The 19,537-nt window shown below is 38.9% G+C and carries 12 protein-coding genes and 2 pseudogenes; 5 read left to right on the forward strand and 9 right to left on the reverse strand.

The window, feature by feature from the left end; all coding sequences use genetic code 11:
• Positions 1-37: 37 nt before the first annotated feature.
• From ftsE to O9A_RS00770, 3 genes are read left to right on the forward strand one after another with little or no spacing between them, the layout of a single operon-like run.
• Entirely contained in the window at positions 38-697 is a 660-nt protein-coding gene (gene ftsE / locus O9A_RS00760; RefSeq protein ID WP_034457831.1) for a cell division ATP-binding protein FtsE, read from the forward strand.
• Positions 690-1,643: a cell division protein FtsX gene (locus tag O9A_RS00765; protein ID WP_034457834.1), complete on the forward strand. Its 954-nt coding sequence runs from the start codon at positions 690-692 to the stop codon at positions 1,641-1,643. Before ftsE ends, O9A_RS00765 begins: the two co-directional genes overlap by 8 nt.
• A 4-nt stretch (positions 1,644-1,647) precedes the next feature.
• On the forward strand, positions 1,648-2,322 hold the full coding sequence (locus O9A_RS00770) for a YdcF family protein (RefSeq protein ID WP_084790508.1): 675 nt from the start codon (positions 1,648-1,650) through the stop codon (positions 2,320-2,322).
• A 542-nt stretch (positions 2,323-2,864) separates the two neighbouring features.
• On the opposite strand, the pseudogene O9A_RS08640 reads toward O9A_RS00770, so the two are convergent.
• The 8 genes and pseudogenes from O9A_RS08640 to O9A_RS00805 form a co-directional block, all read right to left on the reverse strand.
• Positions 2,865-3,519: pseudogene (locus O9A_RS08640) on the reverse strand (type ISP restriction/modification enzyme); the annotation flags it as partial.
• Positions 3,520-3,568: 49 nt separating this feature from the next.
• Positions 3,569-5,374 (reverse strand): annotated as a pseudogene (locus O9A_RS07555) (DEAD/DEAH box helicase family protein); the annotation flags it as partial.
• Between the two features lie 517 nt (positions 5,375-5,891).
• Positions 5,892-7,874 (reverse strand): MacB family efflux pump subunit, encoded by a 1,983-nt coding sequence (locus tag O9A_RS00780; protein WP_034457838.1) that lies wholly within the window; start codon positions 7,872-7,874, stop codon positions 5,892-5,894.
• A 3-nt stretch (positions 7,875-7,877) separates the two neighbouring features.
• Positions 7,878-9,104, reverse strand: a complete 1,227-nt coding sequence (locus O9A_RS00785) for an efflux RND transporter periplasmic adaptor subunit (protein ID WP_034457840.1) — start codon at positions 9,102-9,104, stop codon at positions 7,878-7,880.
• A complete protein-coding gene (locus O9A_RS00790; protein ID WP_034457842.1) occupies positions 9,101-10,585 on the reverse strand; it encodes an efflux transporter outer membrane subunit in 1,485 nt (494 codons plus the stop codon). Before O9A_RS00790 ends, O9A_RS00785 begins: the two co-directional genes overlap by 4 nt.
• A gap of 61 nt (positions 10,586-10,646) precedes the next feature.
• Entirely contained in the window at positions 10,647-11,456 is an 810-nt protein-coding gene (locus O9A_RS00795; protein ID WP_034457844.1) for an exodeoxyribonuclease III, read from the reverse strand.
• 33 nt (positions 11,457-11,489) lie between these two features.
• The gene (locus tag O9A_RS00800) at positions 11,490-12,098 is read right to left on the reverse strand and encodes a LolA family protein (RefSeq protein WP_034457846.1); all 609 of its coding nucleotides are present in this window, start codon (positions 12,096-12,098) and stop codon (positions 11,490-11,492) included.
• Positions 12,099-12,778: 680 nt separating this feature from the next.
• Positions 12,779-15,217: an FtsK/SpoIIIE family DNA translocase gene (locus O9A_RS00805; RefSeq protein ID WP_034457848.1), complete on the reverse strand. Its 2,439-nt coding sequence runs from the start codon at positions 15,215-15,217 to the stop codon at positions 12,779-12,781.
• Between the two features lie 490 nt (positions 15,218-15,707).
• Between O9A_RS00805 and O9A_RS00810 the strand changes: the two genes are divergently transcribed.
• Entirely contained in the window at positions 15,708-16,988 is a 1,281-nt protein-coding gene (locus tag O9A_RS00810) for a ubiquinone biosynthesis hydroxylase (RefSeq protein ID WP_084790483.1), read from the forward strand.
• Positions 16,989-17,705: 717 nt separating this feature from the next.
• On the opposite strand, the gene O9A_RS00815 is transcribed toward O9A_RS00810, so the two are convergent.
• Positions 17,706-17,993 carry an H-NS histone family protein gene (locus O9A_RS00815; RefSeq protein ID WP_034457850.1) on the reverse strand — a complete coding sequence of 96 codons (288 nt, stop codon included), beginning with the start codon at positions 17,991-17,993 and terminating at the stop codon, positions 17,706-17,708.
• A 753-nt stretch (positions 17,994-18,746) separates the two neighbouring features.
• Here O9A_RS00815 and O9A_RS00825 point away from each other — a divergent pair.
• On the forward strand, positions 18,747-19,415 hold the full coding sequence (locus O9A_RS00825; protein ID WP_034457852.1) for a lysozyme family protein: 669 nt from the start codon (positions 18,747-18,749) through the stop codon (positions 19,413-19,415).
• Positions 19,416-19,537: the final 122 nt, after the last annotated feature.

Raw genomic sequence — 19,537 nt, forward strand, 5'->3', positions numbered from 1 at the left:
AGAAGTGATAACAGAAAAGTAGGAGTGATAACGAAAAGTGATTCATTTTGAAAACGTTGGTCTGCGTTATGGAATGGGCCCTGAGATCCTTCGTGATATTAGCTTTCACATTCCTCCAGGATCATTTCAATTTCTCACTGGTGCCTCTGGAGCAGGAAAAACATCATTAATGCGTCTTATGTTTCTGGCGCTCAAACCAACCCGCGGTCATATTGATTTATTTGGCAACGATACAGCATTGCTGAAACGACAAGAGCTCCCCGCATTACGACAACGTATCGGTGTTGTCTTTCAAGACTTTCGTCTCCTTGATCACATGACTACTTACGAAAATGTCTCTTTACCATTACGCATTAAAGGACAAGAAGAAGCAACTTATCGCAGCGAAGTGGAAGATCTTCTCTGTTGGGTGGGCCTTGGAAATCATATTCATGTTTTACCACCAGTTCTTTCTGGCGGAGAGAAACAAAGGGTAGCCATTGCACGTGCACTCATTGATCAACCTGAAATACTTCTGGCGGATGAACCAACAGGAAATGTTGATCCACCTTTAGCAAAACGCTTGTTACGCTTGTTTATTGAATTAAACCGTTTTGGAACAGCTGTCGTCATTGCCACCCATGATATTGCTCTGATGGAACAAGTCGCAGCACGGCGGATGCTTCTCTACAATGGACGGATGACAATTCATGAATAAGTCTTTTCCAATTTTTACAAGCGATAAACAAATCTCAACAGCTATTATTCCCAGCGATAACATTTCTGGGCAAGCACTGGTTGCAGTAATCGCTATTATGACGTTTCTCTCAAGTCTCACATTAATCGGTGTTGATTTTGTGCAACGTGCTTCTCATAGTTGGAGCAACCAAATTAGCTATGAAGCAACAATTCAAATACGCCCCATTGAAAATGTTGATACCGAAAAAGTTCTTCGTGATGCAGTAAAATTGGTTAAAACATTTCATGGTGTACAAGATGCCACAATTGTTGATCAAAAAGCGACAGAAAAATTGCTCGAACCATGGCTTGGAACGGGATTAAACTTGAATGAATTACCCCTTCCTCGCCTTATCATCGTAACACTGAAAGAAGAGGAAGAGATCAACTTTCGCGCCATCAATCAAGCAATCAAAACACAAATTCCAGGAGGTCAGTTTGATGATCACCGTGTTTGGGTGAAACGTTTTTCGAGAATGGCACAAACAACTGTTTTCATTGGCGTGTCAATTTTAATACTGGTTCTAGGCTCACTAATATTGACGATTATTTTTGCCACACGCAATGCACTAGCAGAAAATGCGCACATTATTAATGTCTTATATTTTCTAGGTACTGAGACCCTTTTCATTGCACGACAATTTGACTGGCATTTTTTTAAAACTGCACTCCGCGGTGCGTTCTACGGTGGTGCTATCAGTATACTTCTGTTTGGTGCTTTTTCCTTTTGGACAAACTACAACCTAGGGAAAATTGAAGCCAGCCAAGTAACTGCTTTGTTTGGACATTTTTCCATAAGTTCCATTCCTTATGGAAAAATCATTGGCCTTATTTTATTTGTTTCTTTTTTGACCATGCTTACAAACCGAATAACCATTCTGGCACAACTTAAAAAAATCGATCAATGTGAAAATGGCTTATTTTAATTTTATGACCCACAACTCATATGACTCCCAACCATTGCCACAAGACAATCTAGAACCTTCTTTCCAAAAGCGTAAACCATGTAATTTACGGCATTCTTGTTGTTTATTTCGTTATTTTCCACCAACAACATTTTTTCTTTTAATGATAGTTCTCTTCTTTTGCGCTGGTTTTGTTGTTTTTTCTGAAAAAACTGAGCAACTGACACCACCCTCTCCTCTACCGAAAGCAGATGCAATCATCGTTCTTACAGGAGGAGAAAACCGAATAGAAACAGGACTGGATCTCTTACAGCAAGGTTTTGGATCGCGGCTCTTGATCAGTGGAGTAAACACAACAACCACTCTCAAGAGATTCACGCGTAGTACACATATTACTCCCCAGCTCTTTGCTTGTTGCGTTGACATTGGGTATAAAGCGATTAACACAAAAGGAAATGCCGAAGAAAGCGCGTTTTGGATCAAAAAACACCACTACAAAACAGTGTACATTGTCACCCATGATTATCACATGTGGCGCTCGATGCGTGAACTCAAATACTTAATGCCTAATATCAATTTCATTGCCTATCCCGTTAAAAAGAGTAATGATGAAAGTATGATACAACAACTCAACAAAATACGCATTCTTGCATTCCAATATATAAAAACTATTCAGGTATATATAAGAACGGCATTCTAAACCTTTCACATCGGCTTTCTAAAAATCTTGCCACCTGTTGATCACTTCATGCGCTTCACTCCATAAAACTCGACAAGCAAACCCTACTCTCATGCAAAGCAGAACACCCCCCAAAAAAAAATACACTTGTGTTGCACATTCATACGCTTTGTATTAAAGAAACATCTCTCAATACATCCCAAGCTCATCCCACGGCACTGTCCATGCATGATATCCCCCCTCCCAGAATTACTATAAAATCTATTTTACGTTTATAAATAAAAGTGCAAGCCGCACTCTCAAAACTATAATGCCCCCAATGTTGCAAACCTTATATGAGAGCGTTCATAAAAGATACTTTCTCCTTTCTTAAACAAAATAACACGCCAATTTTACTTATGACATGCTAAAAAACGATTTTGATTGATTCATCGTAAGCAGATTTGAAATGAGAGACTCCCATCAATGCATTAACCTGAGTACACACCACACACTCTTACAAAAACCTCATGTGTAAAATTTCAACATGAGCCTTATAGCTAACTACCTTAAACGACGCTGTTTTACGGTACAATGAATAACTTAACATTTTCAGTTTCTCTCACTGCCAATTTTGGAAAACTGCGAATAATTTTCATTGTTTCTAAGCTTACAATAATAATCCGTTGAAACAATTCTAAGGGATAAGCAGGGTTATCAACTATTTTAACAGCATAGCAATTAGCATCATTGATAAGATCTCTCGTCCTATCAGTTTTAATAACCTATCACTCCATTAATCCATTCAAGAGTTTTCTACTATTCACCACATAATCATAAGCTTCAAGAGGGATATTTTACACAGTAATATGCGCATTATAAATCACTGTACTTTTGTCAACATCACCACACTTACCAACAAATTTCATCGCTTAAACACGATAAAAATGCACCTCATCAGAAATCATCCATGTGCTTGGATCACCCTGTTTATATGCAACGGGATATGGGCTCAACCTATACTTAATTCATATGCAACTCGCCAAGCTTTCGACCAACTTTAACAAAAGCCCAAAAATCTTCTACTCTTTTAACTGTTGGAATATACGGAAATTGTTTAGACAGATTATGCGCATAACGTGTATGGTAATTCTCAGAATGCAAGATTTTATAAACATAATAAAACAAGTCACCCCTTGTAATCATTTCGTCGGGATAAGTCGCTCTAAAATATGCCAACCATTATACACTACATAGCACGCGATACAGGATTCTCACGCGTAAACTAACACTCTTCAAGCAACACCTGAAAAACAGAGTGCATGATAATATGCTATGCCGACATTTCAATCGCATCAACCTCTGTGAGAGTATCGTTTAAGTCAACACATAGTTCTACTATAAACTGATCAAAGGCTTATCGCGTTTCGGTATCTGACTCAGAGAGAATGCCTGTTAAGTACGCGATATGATTTTTAGCAATCTCAGCAATGTTACTAGCCCAATCTTCCCAATAATCACACATACCGCATTTTCGACAATCTTTGCCATAGTCGCACAAGAAAGTTCATCCACAGAGAAAAAAAACTCTCCTTGCACTTTCTCTGTAATAACGTGATTATACCCTGATATTTCAACTCCTGATCGTGCAGGTTGTTATAGGATAGGAAGATCCTCTATAACCGAAAGGAACAGTCAGAAACTCAGAACTCTAAGTGACACCAATAATCTCAAATCACATTGCTCACATCTTGCCCTATGGATGCCTTATTAATCGTAGATCAAACGATCATCATCCGCACACAAAGTATTCAAAATTTCCAGATATCCCTATATTTATCATTGTTATTCAAAAGCCTGTTCCACTGGAGTACCAGAGGGAGCGCTAATTGGCAAAATCGTACCCCATTTTTTTCTCTCAAACCGACTCATCACACGCCCAACCGATTGGACAACATCAGTCTGACTCTTCCGTGGATTTAAAAACACGATCGCATCAAAAGCTGGAACATCTATTCCCTCAAACAAACAACGTGCATTGGTCAAAATACGACAAATATCATCACCAGTATCAATTTTCAGCCAATCGAGTAAAGTACTACAATCCTTGGCATTGAAAGTGCCATCAACATGTTCGATCTCACACTTCAGAAATAGCTCATTTTCCGTATCCTCTCTGTTGATATAACCAAGATACTCTTTAACAACCGCAGAAAACTTATCACGGACCAGTTCAGAACTGTGAATATTTTTACAAAACGCTAAAGCACAATGCATGAAATATCGATCAACTTCCAACATCAGCCATCATATTTTGTTTTATAAGTGCCTTATAACACCTGATAATTTTCGCGGCATCATCAAAAACAAGTTCAGACTAGTCATTACTAAGATGCTTTGGAACAACTGAACTCACGAGTTTTTTCATCCATTGCTAAGACAATAACCTTATAGTCAATTTAAAAGTCATTTTGTACCGCTCATGAAAAACTATGATAAAAAATGTTTTTCCAAAAAGCTTTTCATCATTCATCGAAGCAAAAACTGCATTCGCTTCATGTGCACAACTTTTTGCATTATCACCAAAAATGAGTGGTGTTGCTGTCATATCAAGGCACTTCTTGGCACAAATAACATCATTGGAATGCACCTTAACAAAATTGGATCATCTTCTCCTACCAGCGTTGCACCTGTTGTACGATGCGCCTTCATCATAAATAATGAGATCAAATGTGGGAAAACCATACTTTTTCTGAGCATCAGCAATCACTTGAACGAATTGATATGTTGCAAACACAACAGTCATTTGTATCTGCAACAACATCACCCGCACGTTCTAAAAGTTCTACCGCATCAACTGTCCCAGGAAAAGCAAGATCAAACATATCAATTTCAGCAATATCATCACTACTTTTACAATGCTTTCCAACCTGTGTATTGAATATACAGTAAAAGAGTGTAATCCGATTTCTGTATCCGTTGTCTATTCACGTACTATCTGTGCCATCAAAGCCAAGGATGGCACAAGAAACAAGACAAACTTCCCTTCCCCCGCTAAGTCCTCAGCAATCTTAAGACTGGTAAATGTTTTACCGATACGTACCACAATGTTCTACCTAAAAACTTTAAGACTGCATTTATTCATTATTTACACAATGGAATATTACTCTCAACAGAACCAATTAAGAAAATTTTACTTATCAGCAAAAGAATGGAATTTGCTCTTCACTTCCCTCATTATTCAATATCAAAATCCCATTCATTTTACGCGCTAACTCATCAATCTATATGGTTCTTAGCTATATCTTTCTTAAAGAAAATAGTTTACAGCATAAATGTATAACCTTCTTGGACAACTTCATGCTTTTTAAAATGCATCTAACCACACTGATAAATATCGAGAGAAGTGAAAACAGAAGACCAGTCTGCACGTCATTCTATAATCCATTTTTCACTCTTTTCTACCAGTATATCATCCGCTACATAAAACCGCTTGGTAGAACTTAACAAATATTTTGCTCATTCATGCTCCTTTTGTAAAAATGCTTCTCCAATAAGAGTTTCATCCAATTGGAAAACATAACAACAAACATGCCTCAATTAATGACCGCTTAATCGCGTGAGAGGGCAATAACGGGATCAAGCCGTGAAGCTTGTCGTGCTGGCGAAAAGCCAAAGCATATCCCTATAAGAGTGGAAAAAGTAAGGGATAAGATGATCGAATCAATTGTATAAATTAGATGGATAGGCGCCTTAAAGAGCAAAAACAAACCACCGATAGACATTCCAAATAGAATTCCCAAACCACCCCCAATGATACACACCAAAATTGCTTCAATTAAAAATTGCTGCAAAATATCACTCTGGCGTGCCCCAACAGCCATACGCACCCCAATTTCATTGATCCGCTCTGAAACCGTAACTAGCATAATATTCATCACCCCAATACCACCAACGATCAGCGAAATAGCTGCAATTGAAGACACTAAAAGCGTTAAAATATGAGTGCTTTCCATGATACGATCATGGAATAACTGAGAATTTCTAATGAAAAAATCCTCCTCACCATGGCGCATAATGAGAAAACGCCGTACCATAGTCTCCGCTAAATTTGAATCAACATTATCAGCAATTTTAACCGTAATTGCCCGGACCTGTGTTGTTCCAAGAAAACGCGTTTGCACAGTTGTATAGGGTAAATAAACTTGCAACGTACTTGAGGTACTTCCATTATGTTGCGGATCTACAACACCAACAATACGTGCTGGAACCTTTCCCACATGAACTACTTTCCCAAGTGGGTTCTCATGACTATGAGGGAAAAGTACAGCAAGTGCTTCTTTTTCGATCACGAGATCAACAGCTCGATCATGCACACCTTTCTGATCAAACAACCTCCCTTGAACCGCATTGAGTCCTTGTGTCTGAAAATATTGTTCTCCAACCCCAGCAATCACAGCATCCACTTCCACTGAACCAAAACGTATCGTAGAGCTTGCTGAAATCTGAGGCGTTACACCAGAAACATAGGGCAATCTTGACAAGGCTTCTGCATCAGCTTCAACGAGACTGGTTATTTTCTCCGATTGTGGATCAGATACGCTTTTTCCAGGCAAAATTGTTAAGGTATTAGAACCCAAACCTTTAAAATTCTCTAAGATTTTTTCTCGTGTACCATTTCCCAAAGCCACCATTGCAATAATAGCGCCAATTCCGATAATCACCCCAAGCATTGTTAAAAAAGTCCGCATTCGGTGGGCATTCATAGCCAATAATGCCATAACAAATGCCTCACGAAACCGCTCCGCAAAAGAACGAAAAAAACCGAGTGTTTTTTGATCTTTCAGATCTTGTTTACTATAAAGAACTTGACTATCAGTTTTTGTTTTTGCAACTTTTGACACATTGTCAGCAATAATTTCTCCATCACTGATTTCGATGATACGATCTGCTCTTTCAGCCACCTGCATATCGTGGGTTACCATGATAATGGTATGCCCTTCTTGATGAAGCTCATCCAAAATACGCAACACTTCTTGACCGCTCTTTTTATCCAATGCACCAGTTGGTTCATCAGCAAGAATAACCTCTGCATTATTCATGAGAGCCCTGGCAATCGAAACACGCTGTTGCTGACCACCAGAAAGCTGATTTGGACGATGATGGATCCGATTTTCCATACCTAAGCGTGTTAAAAGGTCTTTTGCACGTTTTCTTCTCACTTCCGGTGCACATCCTGCATAAACAGCCGGAATTTCAACATTACCAAGAGCCGTTAATTCATTCAACAAATGATAGCGCTGGAAAATAAATCCAAAATGATTGCGTCGCAAAGCGGATAATTCATCAGCAGAGAGGAAAGCTGTTTTTTTCCCTGAAACCCAATAACAACCAGAAGTTGGTCGATCAAGGCAGCCTAAAATATTCATCAACGTGGATTTTCCTGAACCAGAAACTCCTACAATTGCTACCATCTCACCACGCTTAATGGTAAGATTGATATTTTTCAAAACAGTGACAAATGTTTCACCAGCTGGAAACTTGCGCACAATATTTTCCAAAACGAGGACAGCATCTGCTTGCTTTGCTTTCATACTTTAACTTTCATCTTTGCTTTGTTCATCAGGAATATCTGGCATCACTCCATCAGACGAACCTGTGATCACCACTTCACCCTCCTCAAGCCCTGAAAGAATTTCAGCCATGACTTTGTTATTAAGTCCAACGGTCACTTGTTTTGCAACCACTTCATCTTTCCCCACCAAAACAAAAACCCGTGCTTTACGCTCGTTCGTCTCATCACGCAAAGCATCACTTGGAATCAACAGAACATTCTGAGCACGCCCCAAAATGATATGAACTTGCGCAGTCATATAAGTTCGTAAAAAATTATCTGCATTATCAACATGTACAATCCCATTATAATAGATAGCTGATGAAACGAGAGAGCTAGACCCTCCCACCATACCAGGATTAATACTCACATCAGCGCGAATCGATTCAGGCGCCGGTTCTACCCTTTCCAAAATGCCCTCATAACGACGTTGTGAATTGCCTAAAACCGTAAAATAAAGAGGCTGCCCAGGCTGAACTTTAAGAACATCGGCTTCTGAAATTTGCGCTTTGACTGTCATTTTTGACAAATCACCTAAAATAACCATTGTCGGTGCTGATTGAACAGCATTAACATTCTGTCCTTCTTCCACGACCGTTGCTAAAACTGTTCCCGCTGAAGGGGCAGTAATCCGCGTGTAGCCTAAATTAACCTCCGCACTATCCACATCAATTTGTGCTTGTATAATCTGCTGACGAAGTTGAGCAATTTGTGCCTCGCGTATTTTTACTTGCGTTGCAGCGTCATCCAAGTTTGCCTGTGAAACAGCGCGTGTTTCAATCATTTTTTTCTGACGCTCTAAGTTTTTCTGTGCAAGGGTGAGATAGGCTTCTTGCTCTAATAAGCTCGCATAATAGTGAGATAATGCAGCTTTTTTTCCTTTCAGATCATTTTCTTGATCTGTAGGATCAATTTCTGCCAAGAGATCGCCTTCTTTCACAACACTGCCCGGAGAAACGCGCATTGAAACCACCCGCCCTGTTGCACGTGCACCAACAGCAACCAATCGATAAGGACGCACAAGACCAGAAGCCAAGACACTTTCCTCGATATCACCACGCTTGACCACCGCTGTCATATAAACCGGCAATGATGTTCCAAACAAAACAGAACGCAACCATAAAAACAAAATGATAAAGAATATAGCAATTAACAAAAAGGAAAGTTTTTTACGTTCTTTAATAAAATTTTTGATAATTTTTTTTTTCATTGCTCTACCTTTGTACGCGAACGGCGTACACCATCAATGACTTCCGGACGTGACACATCAACAACACCATCCCAACCACCACCTAATGCTTTCATCAGCGCAATATATTGGGTCACCAAAGAAATACGGCTATCTTTAAGCGCCATTTGCGCAGAATAATAAGAGCGATCAGCATTTAACAATTCAAGAAAGCTGGTATTTCCATTTTCAAAAAGGCTCCGTGAAAGTTGCAAAGAACGCAGAAAAGCTTTATTAGCGATGATAAGCTTTTCTAAACGCTGATGTTCTTTAGTCAATCTTACAAGCGCATTTTCCACATCTTCTAAAGCTCCTAATACAGCAGCCCGATAGGTAATAAAAGCCTGATCGCGTTGTGCACGCGCCACCGCAACAGACGCAATAATCTGCCCTCCATTAAAAAAAGGAAAACGAAGACCTGGCCCAAAAGACCACCCAATCGTTGAATTTTTCCATAATTGATCAATTGCCGTTGCTACTGTCGAAATATTACCGGTTAAAGTAAGTGATGGATAACGCTCTGCCTCACGCTGACCAATCCGTGCTGTCGCTTGCGCATATTGGCGTTCTGCCCGTCGTAAATCTGGACGTGTTAATAAAATATCAGCAGGAATTCCTGCTGATATTGGCCAATGCGGTTGCGGAATTTTCGCTCGTTTTGCATTTTTTTGTAAAAGATCTCTCAAAGCAGTAGGTACATGACCAGTTAAGACAGAAAGACGATGAATGCTCATTGCCAAATTTGCTTCCATCTGTGCTACATCTGCTTCTGTATTAGCTACTTGTGCTTGCGCATTTGAAATATCAAGCTCTGAAGCATCACCCGCTGTTAATTTAGCACGCATCAATTCATATGTTTTACGCTGTGATGCAGCAATTTGCCGCACAATCAACAATTTTTGTTGCCAACCACGTACTTGCACATAATTTGTTGCCACATCTCCAAGTAGCGTCACCATGGTAGCACGCATATCTTCCACAGCAGCTTCAAGGCCATAATGTGCAGCTTCAACTGCCCGCTTATGCCCACCAAAAAAATCAAGCTCCCAACTTGCATCAAAACCGCTACGATATTGGCTTAAAGACGTATCAGATTGCTCAGAACCACTACGGGTTCCTGAAATTGAACTTGACACACTTGGCAAAAGAAATCCGACAGTTTGGCCCAAACCAGCACGTGCCTCACGAACCCGTGCTTTGGCAACAGCAACATTATTATTTCCAGAAATTGCATCATTCATGAGCGCATTCAAAATAGGATCATTCAAATGCCGCCACCATCCAGCAAGTGCAACCGCATGCCCAGACGTCTTTTCAGACTGTTCTCCCCAAACGGCTGGAACACGAAAAGATGTCTTCTGGTAATTAGGACCAACCATACATCCTGAGAATATAAAAAAAGAAAACAAAACACTGTAAAGCAATCTGTTAGAAGCACTCCTTTTGAGATCTCTGATATACATCTAGTCTCCCGCATTTCCTCAGAATCAACTATTAATACTTTATTTACTTCTTATTTCAAAATTAACCTGAAAAATCAAATACAGTTTGCACTGGAACATGATCTGAAGGCTGATTCCATCCCCGTGCATGACGAAAAATTGAAAGCTCTGCAACAAAAGGCGCTAAATTGGGAGAAGACCAAATATGATCAAGCCGCCTCCCACGATCAGCACGTGCCCAGTTCCGTGCACGATAACTCCACCACGTATAAAGCTTGGTAGGAACAGGAATATGCATCCGCATCAGATCAACCCACCCACCTTGGCAGCATAAAGTTTGTAGCCGCTCAGTTTCAATTGGCGTATGACTTACTACCTTCAACAATTGCTTATGAGACCAAACATCCTCTGGCAAAGGAGCAATATTCAAATCGCCCACCAAAAGAGAAGAAAGACCGTCTCCCTGATCAGCTTGGATGGAAGACATTTCTTCTAGAAAGTCAAGTTTATGACGAAATTTTTCATTGACATCAGCGTCAGGCACATCTCCCCCAGCAGGTACATAAAAATTATGAATCCGCATGCTCTTACCATAGACTTCAACAATCACAGAAATGTAACGACACTCTTGTTTTTGACAAAAGAAACGCTTTTTAACACTCTTAAAAGGCAAACGTGATACAATTGCCACACCATTGTAAGATTTTTGTCCACTGAATGCGATATATTTATATCCGGCCGCTTCAAAGGCCTTAACTGGAAATAAAGCATCTGGACATTTCGTTTCCTGTAAACATAAAACATCTGCAGAAAAGAGTTCCAAATACTGAAAAATCTGTGTAAGCCGCAAACGAATAGAGTTAATATTCCAAGTAGCAAGACGAAAGAACATCTGTTTCAATTCCGATAAGATGATAGCATACTCTTATTTCTTAGAGGGGAGTTTAAACATCCCATCCGCAAACCGCACACCTGTACGCACATTCATAATTTGCACAGTGGTTTCCAAGTTCTGCTGATCAACAATTGTCCACTGACGTAAAGAATAGGTTTTAGAATCAAAAACCATCCTTATTTGCCCTGCGCCAATGCTTTTATCCCGCAGAACAATCGTCACCGCCCCAGGATCTTCACGAAATGCTAATAAACGCCCTGATGAGATATCAATTTTATCATCCAACAGAAATTTCATCGGTGTTTGGAAGAGTTTTGAGAAATTCCAAGTATTCAAAGCGCGATTGTTAATTCCTACGAATTGACCATCTGCAATGATCTGTAAGGGTATTTTTTTATAAATAAAACGAATTTTTCCTGGACGCTCTAAATAAAATGTTCCCTGAGACATTTTTCCCTTTGGACTAAATTGAATAAAATCACCTGTCATTGTTTTAATCGCCGCAAAGTGATTGGCAATTTTCTGCGCCCGTACCACTTTATTGGATGATTGTGAAAAAGCCGGAAAAGTTAAGAAACCAAAGATAAGAATTCCCACAAACGCAAATATTCTCCTCCGTAGTAAAAAAGAAGTCCTCATAGAAAATGCTCCCAAACTCTAGATATTTATCCTACAACACAATCAAACAGCAAACAGTGAATCAATATCCTCTTTTGCAAGAGAAAGATATTGTTTGAAAAAACTATCAAAAGATTTTTATTTCAAAAATGTTTCTCTTCAGGAGATATCAAAATTTTCCTTTTTCCTGCATGAACTACAGAACACAAGAATACCTTCTGCTTCCATCCTTTCAAGAAGTAAAGGAAGGTTATAGCCAATGCCTAAACAACGTTGAATGTAAGAGACAACCACGAAGAGTAAACGCCGTAGATTTAGAAATCATCTGCTAAAAGAGAACCAGAGAAACATCCGCATTCTTTTTTGCAATCTTTCACGTCACTACCCCCAAATAATCAATCCACCATCAAGTTTCCGAAGACACTAAAACTCCCCTTTCCCACATATGATCTGCTAAACTCAAAAATACCCTCTGTTTCCACCCTTTCAAAAAGTAAGGAGTGTTATAATCAATGCTTAATGCGCATTAAGTACCCAAAAACATGATTCTCGCTAATAAAAACGTTCTTTTCAGTATAAAAAACGTTTTTATAAAAGTGCTCCCAAGCAATAGGTGTTTACTTAATAATTAAGCGAAAAATGATAAACAAATACCCTTCTCTAAGAAAATATTATTTGAAAGGCTATCATAAGATTTTATTTTAAAAGCGTTCTTCTTCGGCAGGTATTAAAATTTCCCGTTTCCCCGCATGATTTGCTGCACTAATAATACCCTCTTCTTCCATTCGCTCAATCAGTGAAGCAGCGCGATTATAGCCAATACCTAAACGACGTTGAATATAAGATGTTGAAGCTTTACGATCACGAAGAACAACAGCAACAGCTTGACTATAAGGATCATCTGCTGAAGGAGAAGACGTCAAGGAAGCATTGTCCCCATTCTCTGCGATTTCTTGCGTAATGGTCTCCAAATAATCAGGACGTGCTTGTCCTTTCAGATGAACCACAACCTGCTCCACTTCATCATCAGCCACAAAAGGCCCGTGAACACGCTGAATACGTCCTCCTCCCATCATGAAAAGCATGTCTCCCTGTCCTAACAATTGCTCAGCTCCCTGTTCACCAAGAATTGTTCGGCTATCGATTTTTGAACTTACAGAAAAAGAAATGCGTGTAGGGAAATTCGCTTTAATCGTTCCAGTAATCACATCCACCGAAGGGCGCTGGGTAGCCATAATCACGTGGATACCCGCAGCACGCGCCATTTGTGCCAAACGTTGAACTGCTCCTTCAATGTCTTTGCCGGCAACCATCATTAAATCAGCCATTTCATCAATAATGACAACGATATAAGGCATAGGACTAAAATCGAGTTTTTCCGTCTCATAAAGAGGCTCACCAGTCTCATGATCAAAACCAACTTGAATGGTACGCGTCATTGTCTCTCCCTGACTTTCTGCCTCCTTAAGACGCGCATTAAACCCATCAATATTTCGTACACTAAGTTTTGACATTTTACTGTAGCGCTCTTCCATTTCACGAACAGCCCATTTCAATGCAATCACCGCTTTTTTAGGATCTGTTACCACAGGCGTTAACAAATGGGGAATGCCATCATAAACCGAAAGTTCAAGCATTTTCGGATCCACCATAATGAGGCGGCATTGTTCAGGTGTCATACGGTAAAGAAGTGATAAAATCATAGTATTAATAGCAACAGACTTTCCCGATCCTGTTGTACCTGCCACCAACAGATGTGGCATTTTCGCTAAATCAGCAATAACCGTTTCACCACCTATTGTCTTGCCCAAAGCAAGTCCTAATTTTGCTTTGCTTTCAACAAATTCCTGAGCTTGCAAAATTTCGCGTAAATAAACCATCTCACGCTTTGCATTAGGCAATTCTATTCCAATCACATTGCGTCCTGGCACTACAGCAACGCGCGCCGAAATCGCACGCATCGAGCGTGCAATATCATCTGCCAAACCAATGATACGAGAAGACTTAATGCCAGCAGCAGGTTCAAATTCATACAAAGTCACCACAGGACCAGGACGCGCATCAATAATTTTCCCCTTGACCCCAAAATCTAACAAAATGCCCTCAAGTTCCTGAGAGTTGGCTTTTAAGAAAGCAGGAGAAAGTTTTGCATCCTTTGCAGTTGGTGGAGAAACCGAAAGATAATCCAAAAGCGGAAGAAGAAAATTACCGTTGAAGGAAGTTGTTAAAGGCTTGAAAACACGATTTTTAACTGAAGAAGTGGATACCTTATTTTGAGAGTTCTCACATTTTATTTTTTCATCAAAGAAAATTGGCTCAATGCGATCAAAGGACCTTTCCTGTCTTTCAGACTGCCTTTTGAAGGAGAAAAAACGAAAAAAACGCGCTTGTAGAAAATAAAAAAGATGTAAAATAGCTCCAAAAGTTGTAACAAAAAAATTGTCATTTCCTTCTTCTTGAACATATTCTCTATTTTCTGGCACATCAAAGATAGGCTCTAAAATTTCATTCTTCTGAACATTTTTTACTTTTCTTTTATTTGTCTGGCGCCGCCATATCACATTGCCCGCAAAAGCAGCAATCAAAAAACCTAAAAAGGTAAACGCAATGCCCAACAGCACACTCTGAAATGGAGAAAGAAAAACAGGAACGATTAAAGAGGCAGCACTTAAAACTTTATCACCCAGAACTCCTCCAAAACCCATCGGCAATGGCCAATTAGTAAAGGATGCAAGAGGCGTCATAAGAGCAAAAGAAATTAAAAAACAAATGGTTGAAATCACCCACAAAAAAAGGCGAAAAATTAAATTGTGAATATTCTTTTGTGCCAGTAAAAGAAATGACCAAAATAATGGCGGCAACAAAATACCAAGACTTGCCAGACCAAAAAACTGCATAAAAAAATCTGAGAAAATTGCACCTGTCCACCCCATATAATTTATAATTTCATTTGTAGTTGCATGCGTTAATGAAGGATCTGCAACATTCCAGGTTGCCAAAGCGAAAACGCAAAAAACAATGAAACCCAAAAGCCCAAATCCAATGAAAACACCAATCTGGCGCAAAAACATTTCCATGAGCCGCGACCCTTGAGAACTCTGCACTTCCAATGAATCATAAGGAGAAAAATTTTGGTGCATCCATCAATTCCAAATATAAAATCTTCCTATTAAAGGGTTTATAAAATTAAGGTTATCAAATTATGGCGACAAAATATTAATACAGTTTTAACCATCATAATCATAACAATTTACTTAACCTGTATACCGTAAACAAATTATCCCGCAAAACAGAGATAGAGGACACATTCATGCATTAAAAATAACAATACCATCTTTGTTTGATTTCAATTTTCTTTTGCATCAACCAAGGATATAAATAGAGGATATGTAAATTTGAATAGAACATTCAGAATATGATTTACTAAATAAGGCCCTAAAGTAAATCATATAAGTAGTCAGTAGGAGGAACAAACCTAAGAACATCCAGCCCGTTTCTAAACCAGTGTGTGTGTTTAAAGAGCTTCATCTTTTATAGAACAAGAAAATTATATAATTAAAAAAAAATTTTAAAGAAAAATACCCTTTTTGTTTAAGGACGAACAAACTGCAAACAATGAAGCAAAACATTATGTACTCTGATCTCAATGAAGGTGTAAAACACTATAGAATGACAAAATCTCATAAAAATATAAAACAATGTGATCTCCTCATTGCAGGTGGTGCAGCTGTTGGTTTAACATTGGCAATAGCACTCAAACAAGCTGCCCCTGAACTGAAAATTAAGATCGTTGACGCTGCGCCTCAAGAAGTTATCCCCGTTTCCAATATACGCGCACTTGCCCTTGCTGCAGCTTCTATTCGTATGTTAAAACAATTACAGTGTTGGGAACATATAGCCCCCAATGCCCAACCCATTCATTCCATGATCATCACAGATGCATATACGAATGATCCTGTCAAACCAACTCTTTTAACCTTTGAAGGAGATATTACTCCCAACGAACCCTTCGCTGCTATGGTGGAACATAAAGAACTCCTCAGTGCTTTAAAAAAGCGTACAAAAGATTTGGATATTCCTTTCATCGCCAACACGCTTATTGTTGATTTCCACCAAGAAGACCAACACGCCACTGTCACTTTAAGTAATAAGGAAATTTGGCGAACGAAATTGCTGATTGCAGCCGATGGAGCACATTCGAAATTACGCGAAAAAGCAGGTCTTAAAAAGTTTTCTCATCCCTATACACAAACAGCAATCATCTGCACAGTCGAACATGAAAAACCCCACAATGGCCAAGCAATCCAACATTTTTTACCTGCTGGACCTTTCGCTCTTCTACCTCTCAAAGGAAATCGATCCGCCATTGTATGGAATGAAGACCATAAAACTGCGCAATATTATCTTAAAGCAGATGCTCTTATTTTTGAAACAGAAATCGAAAAACGCATTGGTTACCAATATGGAAAACTTTCTTGGAATGGCGAACGCCAAGCCTTTCCCTTGAACCTTTCTTTAACACGTCAATGTATTAAACCACGCTTTGCTTTGATTGGCGATGCTGCGCATACAATTCATCCTATTGCAGGACAGGGACTCAATTTAGGCTTACGCGATAGTGCCGCACTTGCCGAAGTTATTATTGAAACAGCACGATTGGGTCTTGATATTGGCTCCCTAACTGCTCTAGAGCGCTATCAAAGCTGGAGACGTTTTGAAGTTGTCCGCATAGCCTTGAGCAATGACTGCCTTAATAAACTTTTTTCTAATGATAACTTCCTCTTGCGAATGCTCCGCGATGTTGGCCTTGGAATTGTCAATCAAACGCCAAAGGTGAAAAAATATTTCATTCAGGAAGCTGCCGGCCTTACCCCTCATGCTCCACGTCTACTACACGGACTTTCCCTCTAAGTAAAAGGATTCCCTCTTGCGCTTTTGCAACCTGAACAAAGGGCTCTTTTAGAAAAATCCTCCCCGATACGCATTTTAAAGTGCTAAGATTTTTCCAGCACCTATTATGACAGAACAGATTGCCCATACCCTATTATTGCATCACGGTAGGTGAAAATTCGTACATTGTACCCTTCTCTTTCTCTCATACTCTCAAAGAAAACAGCTGAACAATTGCCTAACCTGTTCAATCTTCAACCAGCTCTTTGATGAATGATATTGGTGCACATAACGAATTTTGACAACAACCAACTTTAAAATGTACCATAAAACTCTCTATCAAAACCAAAAGCAATCATAGAAAAGTTTTGTTTTCCAAGATATTCTCTCATCTAAAACCATATGCACAATAAAAAAATCTATACCTAATAAGAAGAGGAAGCGTATGCTTGATATACAAACCTTACAAGGAGAAATATTAACCAAAATTTATAAAAGCACAGACGAGGCTTACAAATCAGCATTGTAAACTCATAAGCGCGTGGGTAAAGTATAGACTTTCTAAACTTGAAAAAACTTTTTCGCACTTCCTATAGCTTTATTGAACAGGACCGACATTTTTACAGACCATATTGTTGAAAAAACACACCTGCTTGCATTCATCTTTTTTCTCTCCTTATCCCTTAGTAAAAGCACGCAGACTTGCAACCCAAGTATTTTATTCCGATTGCGGATATATTATGTTACTTCTAATTCTTCAAGCGCATAACCATTTTCCAACCATTCTTTAATCCACTTAGGTTTACGCCCACGCCCATTCCATAATTCCCACTGATTATTGGGATTTCTATAATGACGCTCTTTGCGCACAAGATCAGCGATATCGATTCCATGTGCACTGGCAATTTCGAGAATTTTTCGCCGTGCATTCTGCTTCTCTTTTGCTTGCCGTTTTTTTAATTCTGCATCAATTTGGATGCGCATTTCTTGTAACTCATCAAGGTTCATGTTTTTAAGATTATTCACTTTATTACTCCCCTTGCAAAAAAGAATTGTGCTTTGCCATATTTTAAACACAATTATAGACGATTTTCGTCTATTTGTTATCGAAATTAAAATTATGATGAATATATCACTTTTACGGAGATATGCTTTGAACAACGAAGAACTACTCATTTGTGCTTCAGTTTTCACTTCTGTATCCTCTTTCAGCTCAATCGCTGAAACTGATAATCGGAGTGTAAAAGCATCATTGCATTTCTCTGACTCTCATGGATCAGCGGTCGAAAGTGCATATAAATCGCCATTTTATAAAATATGGCAAGAGTTGATAAAGAACAAGCCCTTAAAGCATAACGGCAGTGCAATTCATTTACATAACAAAAAAGACTCTCACATAAAACAGGTTTCTGTTTCATATCAGTCATACTCAGAAAGAGTAAGAGCTGCGGAAAATTATATGACTCACTCAATCACAATGAGCCAACAGAAATACCCATGGCGTAAAAACCTCTTCTCCTTTCGCAACGGCAATAATCGTAGCATTATTTGGTGTGATGTATATGGTTTCGTTTTACATGTTTACACAGTGAAACACATGTTGAAATATGTTAAAAATATCCTTCGAAACAACGGAATTTGTAGTTGCAAAGAACAAACTTCTAAATTGAGTAATCTTACTTCGCGAATCTATAGCAACGTAATGTGGAAGAACTTAAAAACCCCACATAACGTTGGTGTTTATATCGATAAGTTTTCCCATCATGGGGTATATTGCTCATGACTATTTCAAACTTCACAATGTTCGTTGCCGCATGTGCGCTTGCTATTCACCCTACGACAGTTTCGGCTGTCGTCATGCAAGAATCATTGGAGCATATCTATGCAAGAAGCACAAATGATAATCCTAAAGTTTTACGTCAATCTTTCATGTTTGAGAAAACAATTGCAATAGCTAAACGATTTAGGCAATTTGGATGTAATTTCGACATCAATTTGAGACAAATTAACGTCAGAAATTTGGAATATTTTGATATGTCTTTCTCTGATTTTCTTAACCCCTGTGCGAATCTTAAAGCTATACAAGCTGTTATGACACATTGTTATGAATGTGAAAAGTCAGAGTACAGCTCTAAAAAAACTATGTTGCAATCTGTTCTAAGTCTTTACAACACAGAAAGCTTCAAAAATGCTTCTGGCGCAGCTTATGTACGAAAAATTGCCTCACATATTGGAGCGCAAGTTTCTACACCTCTTAGTAAAAAGCCACAAGAATCTGTAGAGCTTGACACAGAGCAGCCAGAACAAACAATGAAGATAGGAATCCTTCCTCCTTTCTCGGAAAACTTGGAAGATGTCTTTACCCATAAGACAAGCAGCGTTCGTGATGCTTTTACAACGGAAGATTCCTCTTCGACAACAGAAGATTCTTCTTCATTCGTAAGATAGCAAGCGTGATAGTTGCTACATTTATGGATTAGAACTGTAATTTTGATAGAACACAGTGATGAAAGGTAGATAAAGAAACATTAAAGCTCTAATTAGTAAGGTTGGACGAAATCTTTTCTAAT

Origin of the sequence: Bartonella koehlerae C-29 (assembly GCF_000706625.1) — a bacterium.
Taxonomy (GTDB): Bacteria; Pseudomonadota; Alphaproteobacteria; order Rhizobiales; family Rhizobiaceae; genus Bartonella; species Bartonella koehlerae.

Bases quoted from the DNA above. Each gene is read 5' to 3' on its own strand.
- O9A_RS00780 (WP_034457838.1), bottom strand. From the start codon at position 7,874: ATGAAAGCAAAGCAAGCAGATGCTGTCCTCGTTTTGGAAAATATTGTG.
- O9A_RS00795 (WP_034457844.1), bottom strand. From the start codon at position 11,456: ATGTTCTTTCGTCTTGCTACTTGGAATATTAACTCTATTCGTTTGCGG.
- O9A_RS00770 (WP_084790508.1), top strand. From the start codon at position 1,648: ATGACCCACAACTCATATGACTCCCAACCATTGCCACAAGACAATCTA.
- O9A_RS00825 (WP_034457852.1), top strand. From the start codon at position 18,747: ATGACTATTTCAAACTTCACAATGTTCGTTGCCGCATGTGCGCTTGCT.
- O9A_RS00765 (WP_034457834.1), top strand. From the start codon at position 690: ATGAATAAGTCTTTTCCAATTTTTACAAGCGATAAACAAATCTCAACA.
- O9A_RS00810 (WP_084790483.1), top strand. From the start codon at position 15,708: ATGTACTCTGATCTCAATGAAGGTGTAAAACACTATAGAATGACAAAA.
- O9A_RS00790 (WP_034457842.1), bottom strand. From the start codon at position 10,585: ATGTATATCAGAGATCTCAAAAGGAGTGCTTCTAACAGATTGCTTTAC.
- O9A_RS00785 (WP_034457840.1), bottom strand. From the start codon at position 9,104: ATGAAAAAAAAAATTATCAAAAATTTTATTAAAGAACGTAAAAAACTT.
- O9A_RS00800 (WP_034457846.1), bottom strand. From the start codon at position 12,098: ATGAGGACTTCTTTTTTACTACGGAGGAGAATATTTGCGTTTGTGGGA.
- O9A_RS00805 (WP_034457848.1), bottom strand. From the start codon at position 15,217: ATGCACCAAAATTTTTCTCCTTATGATTCATTGGAAGTGCAGAGTTCT.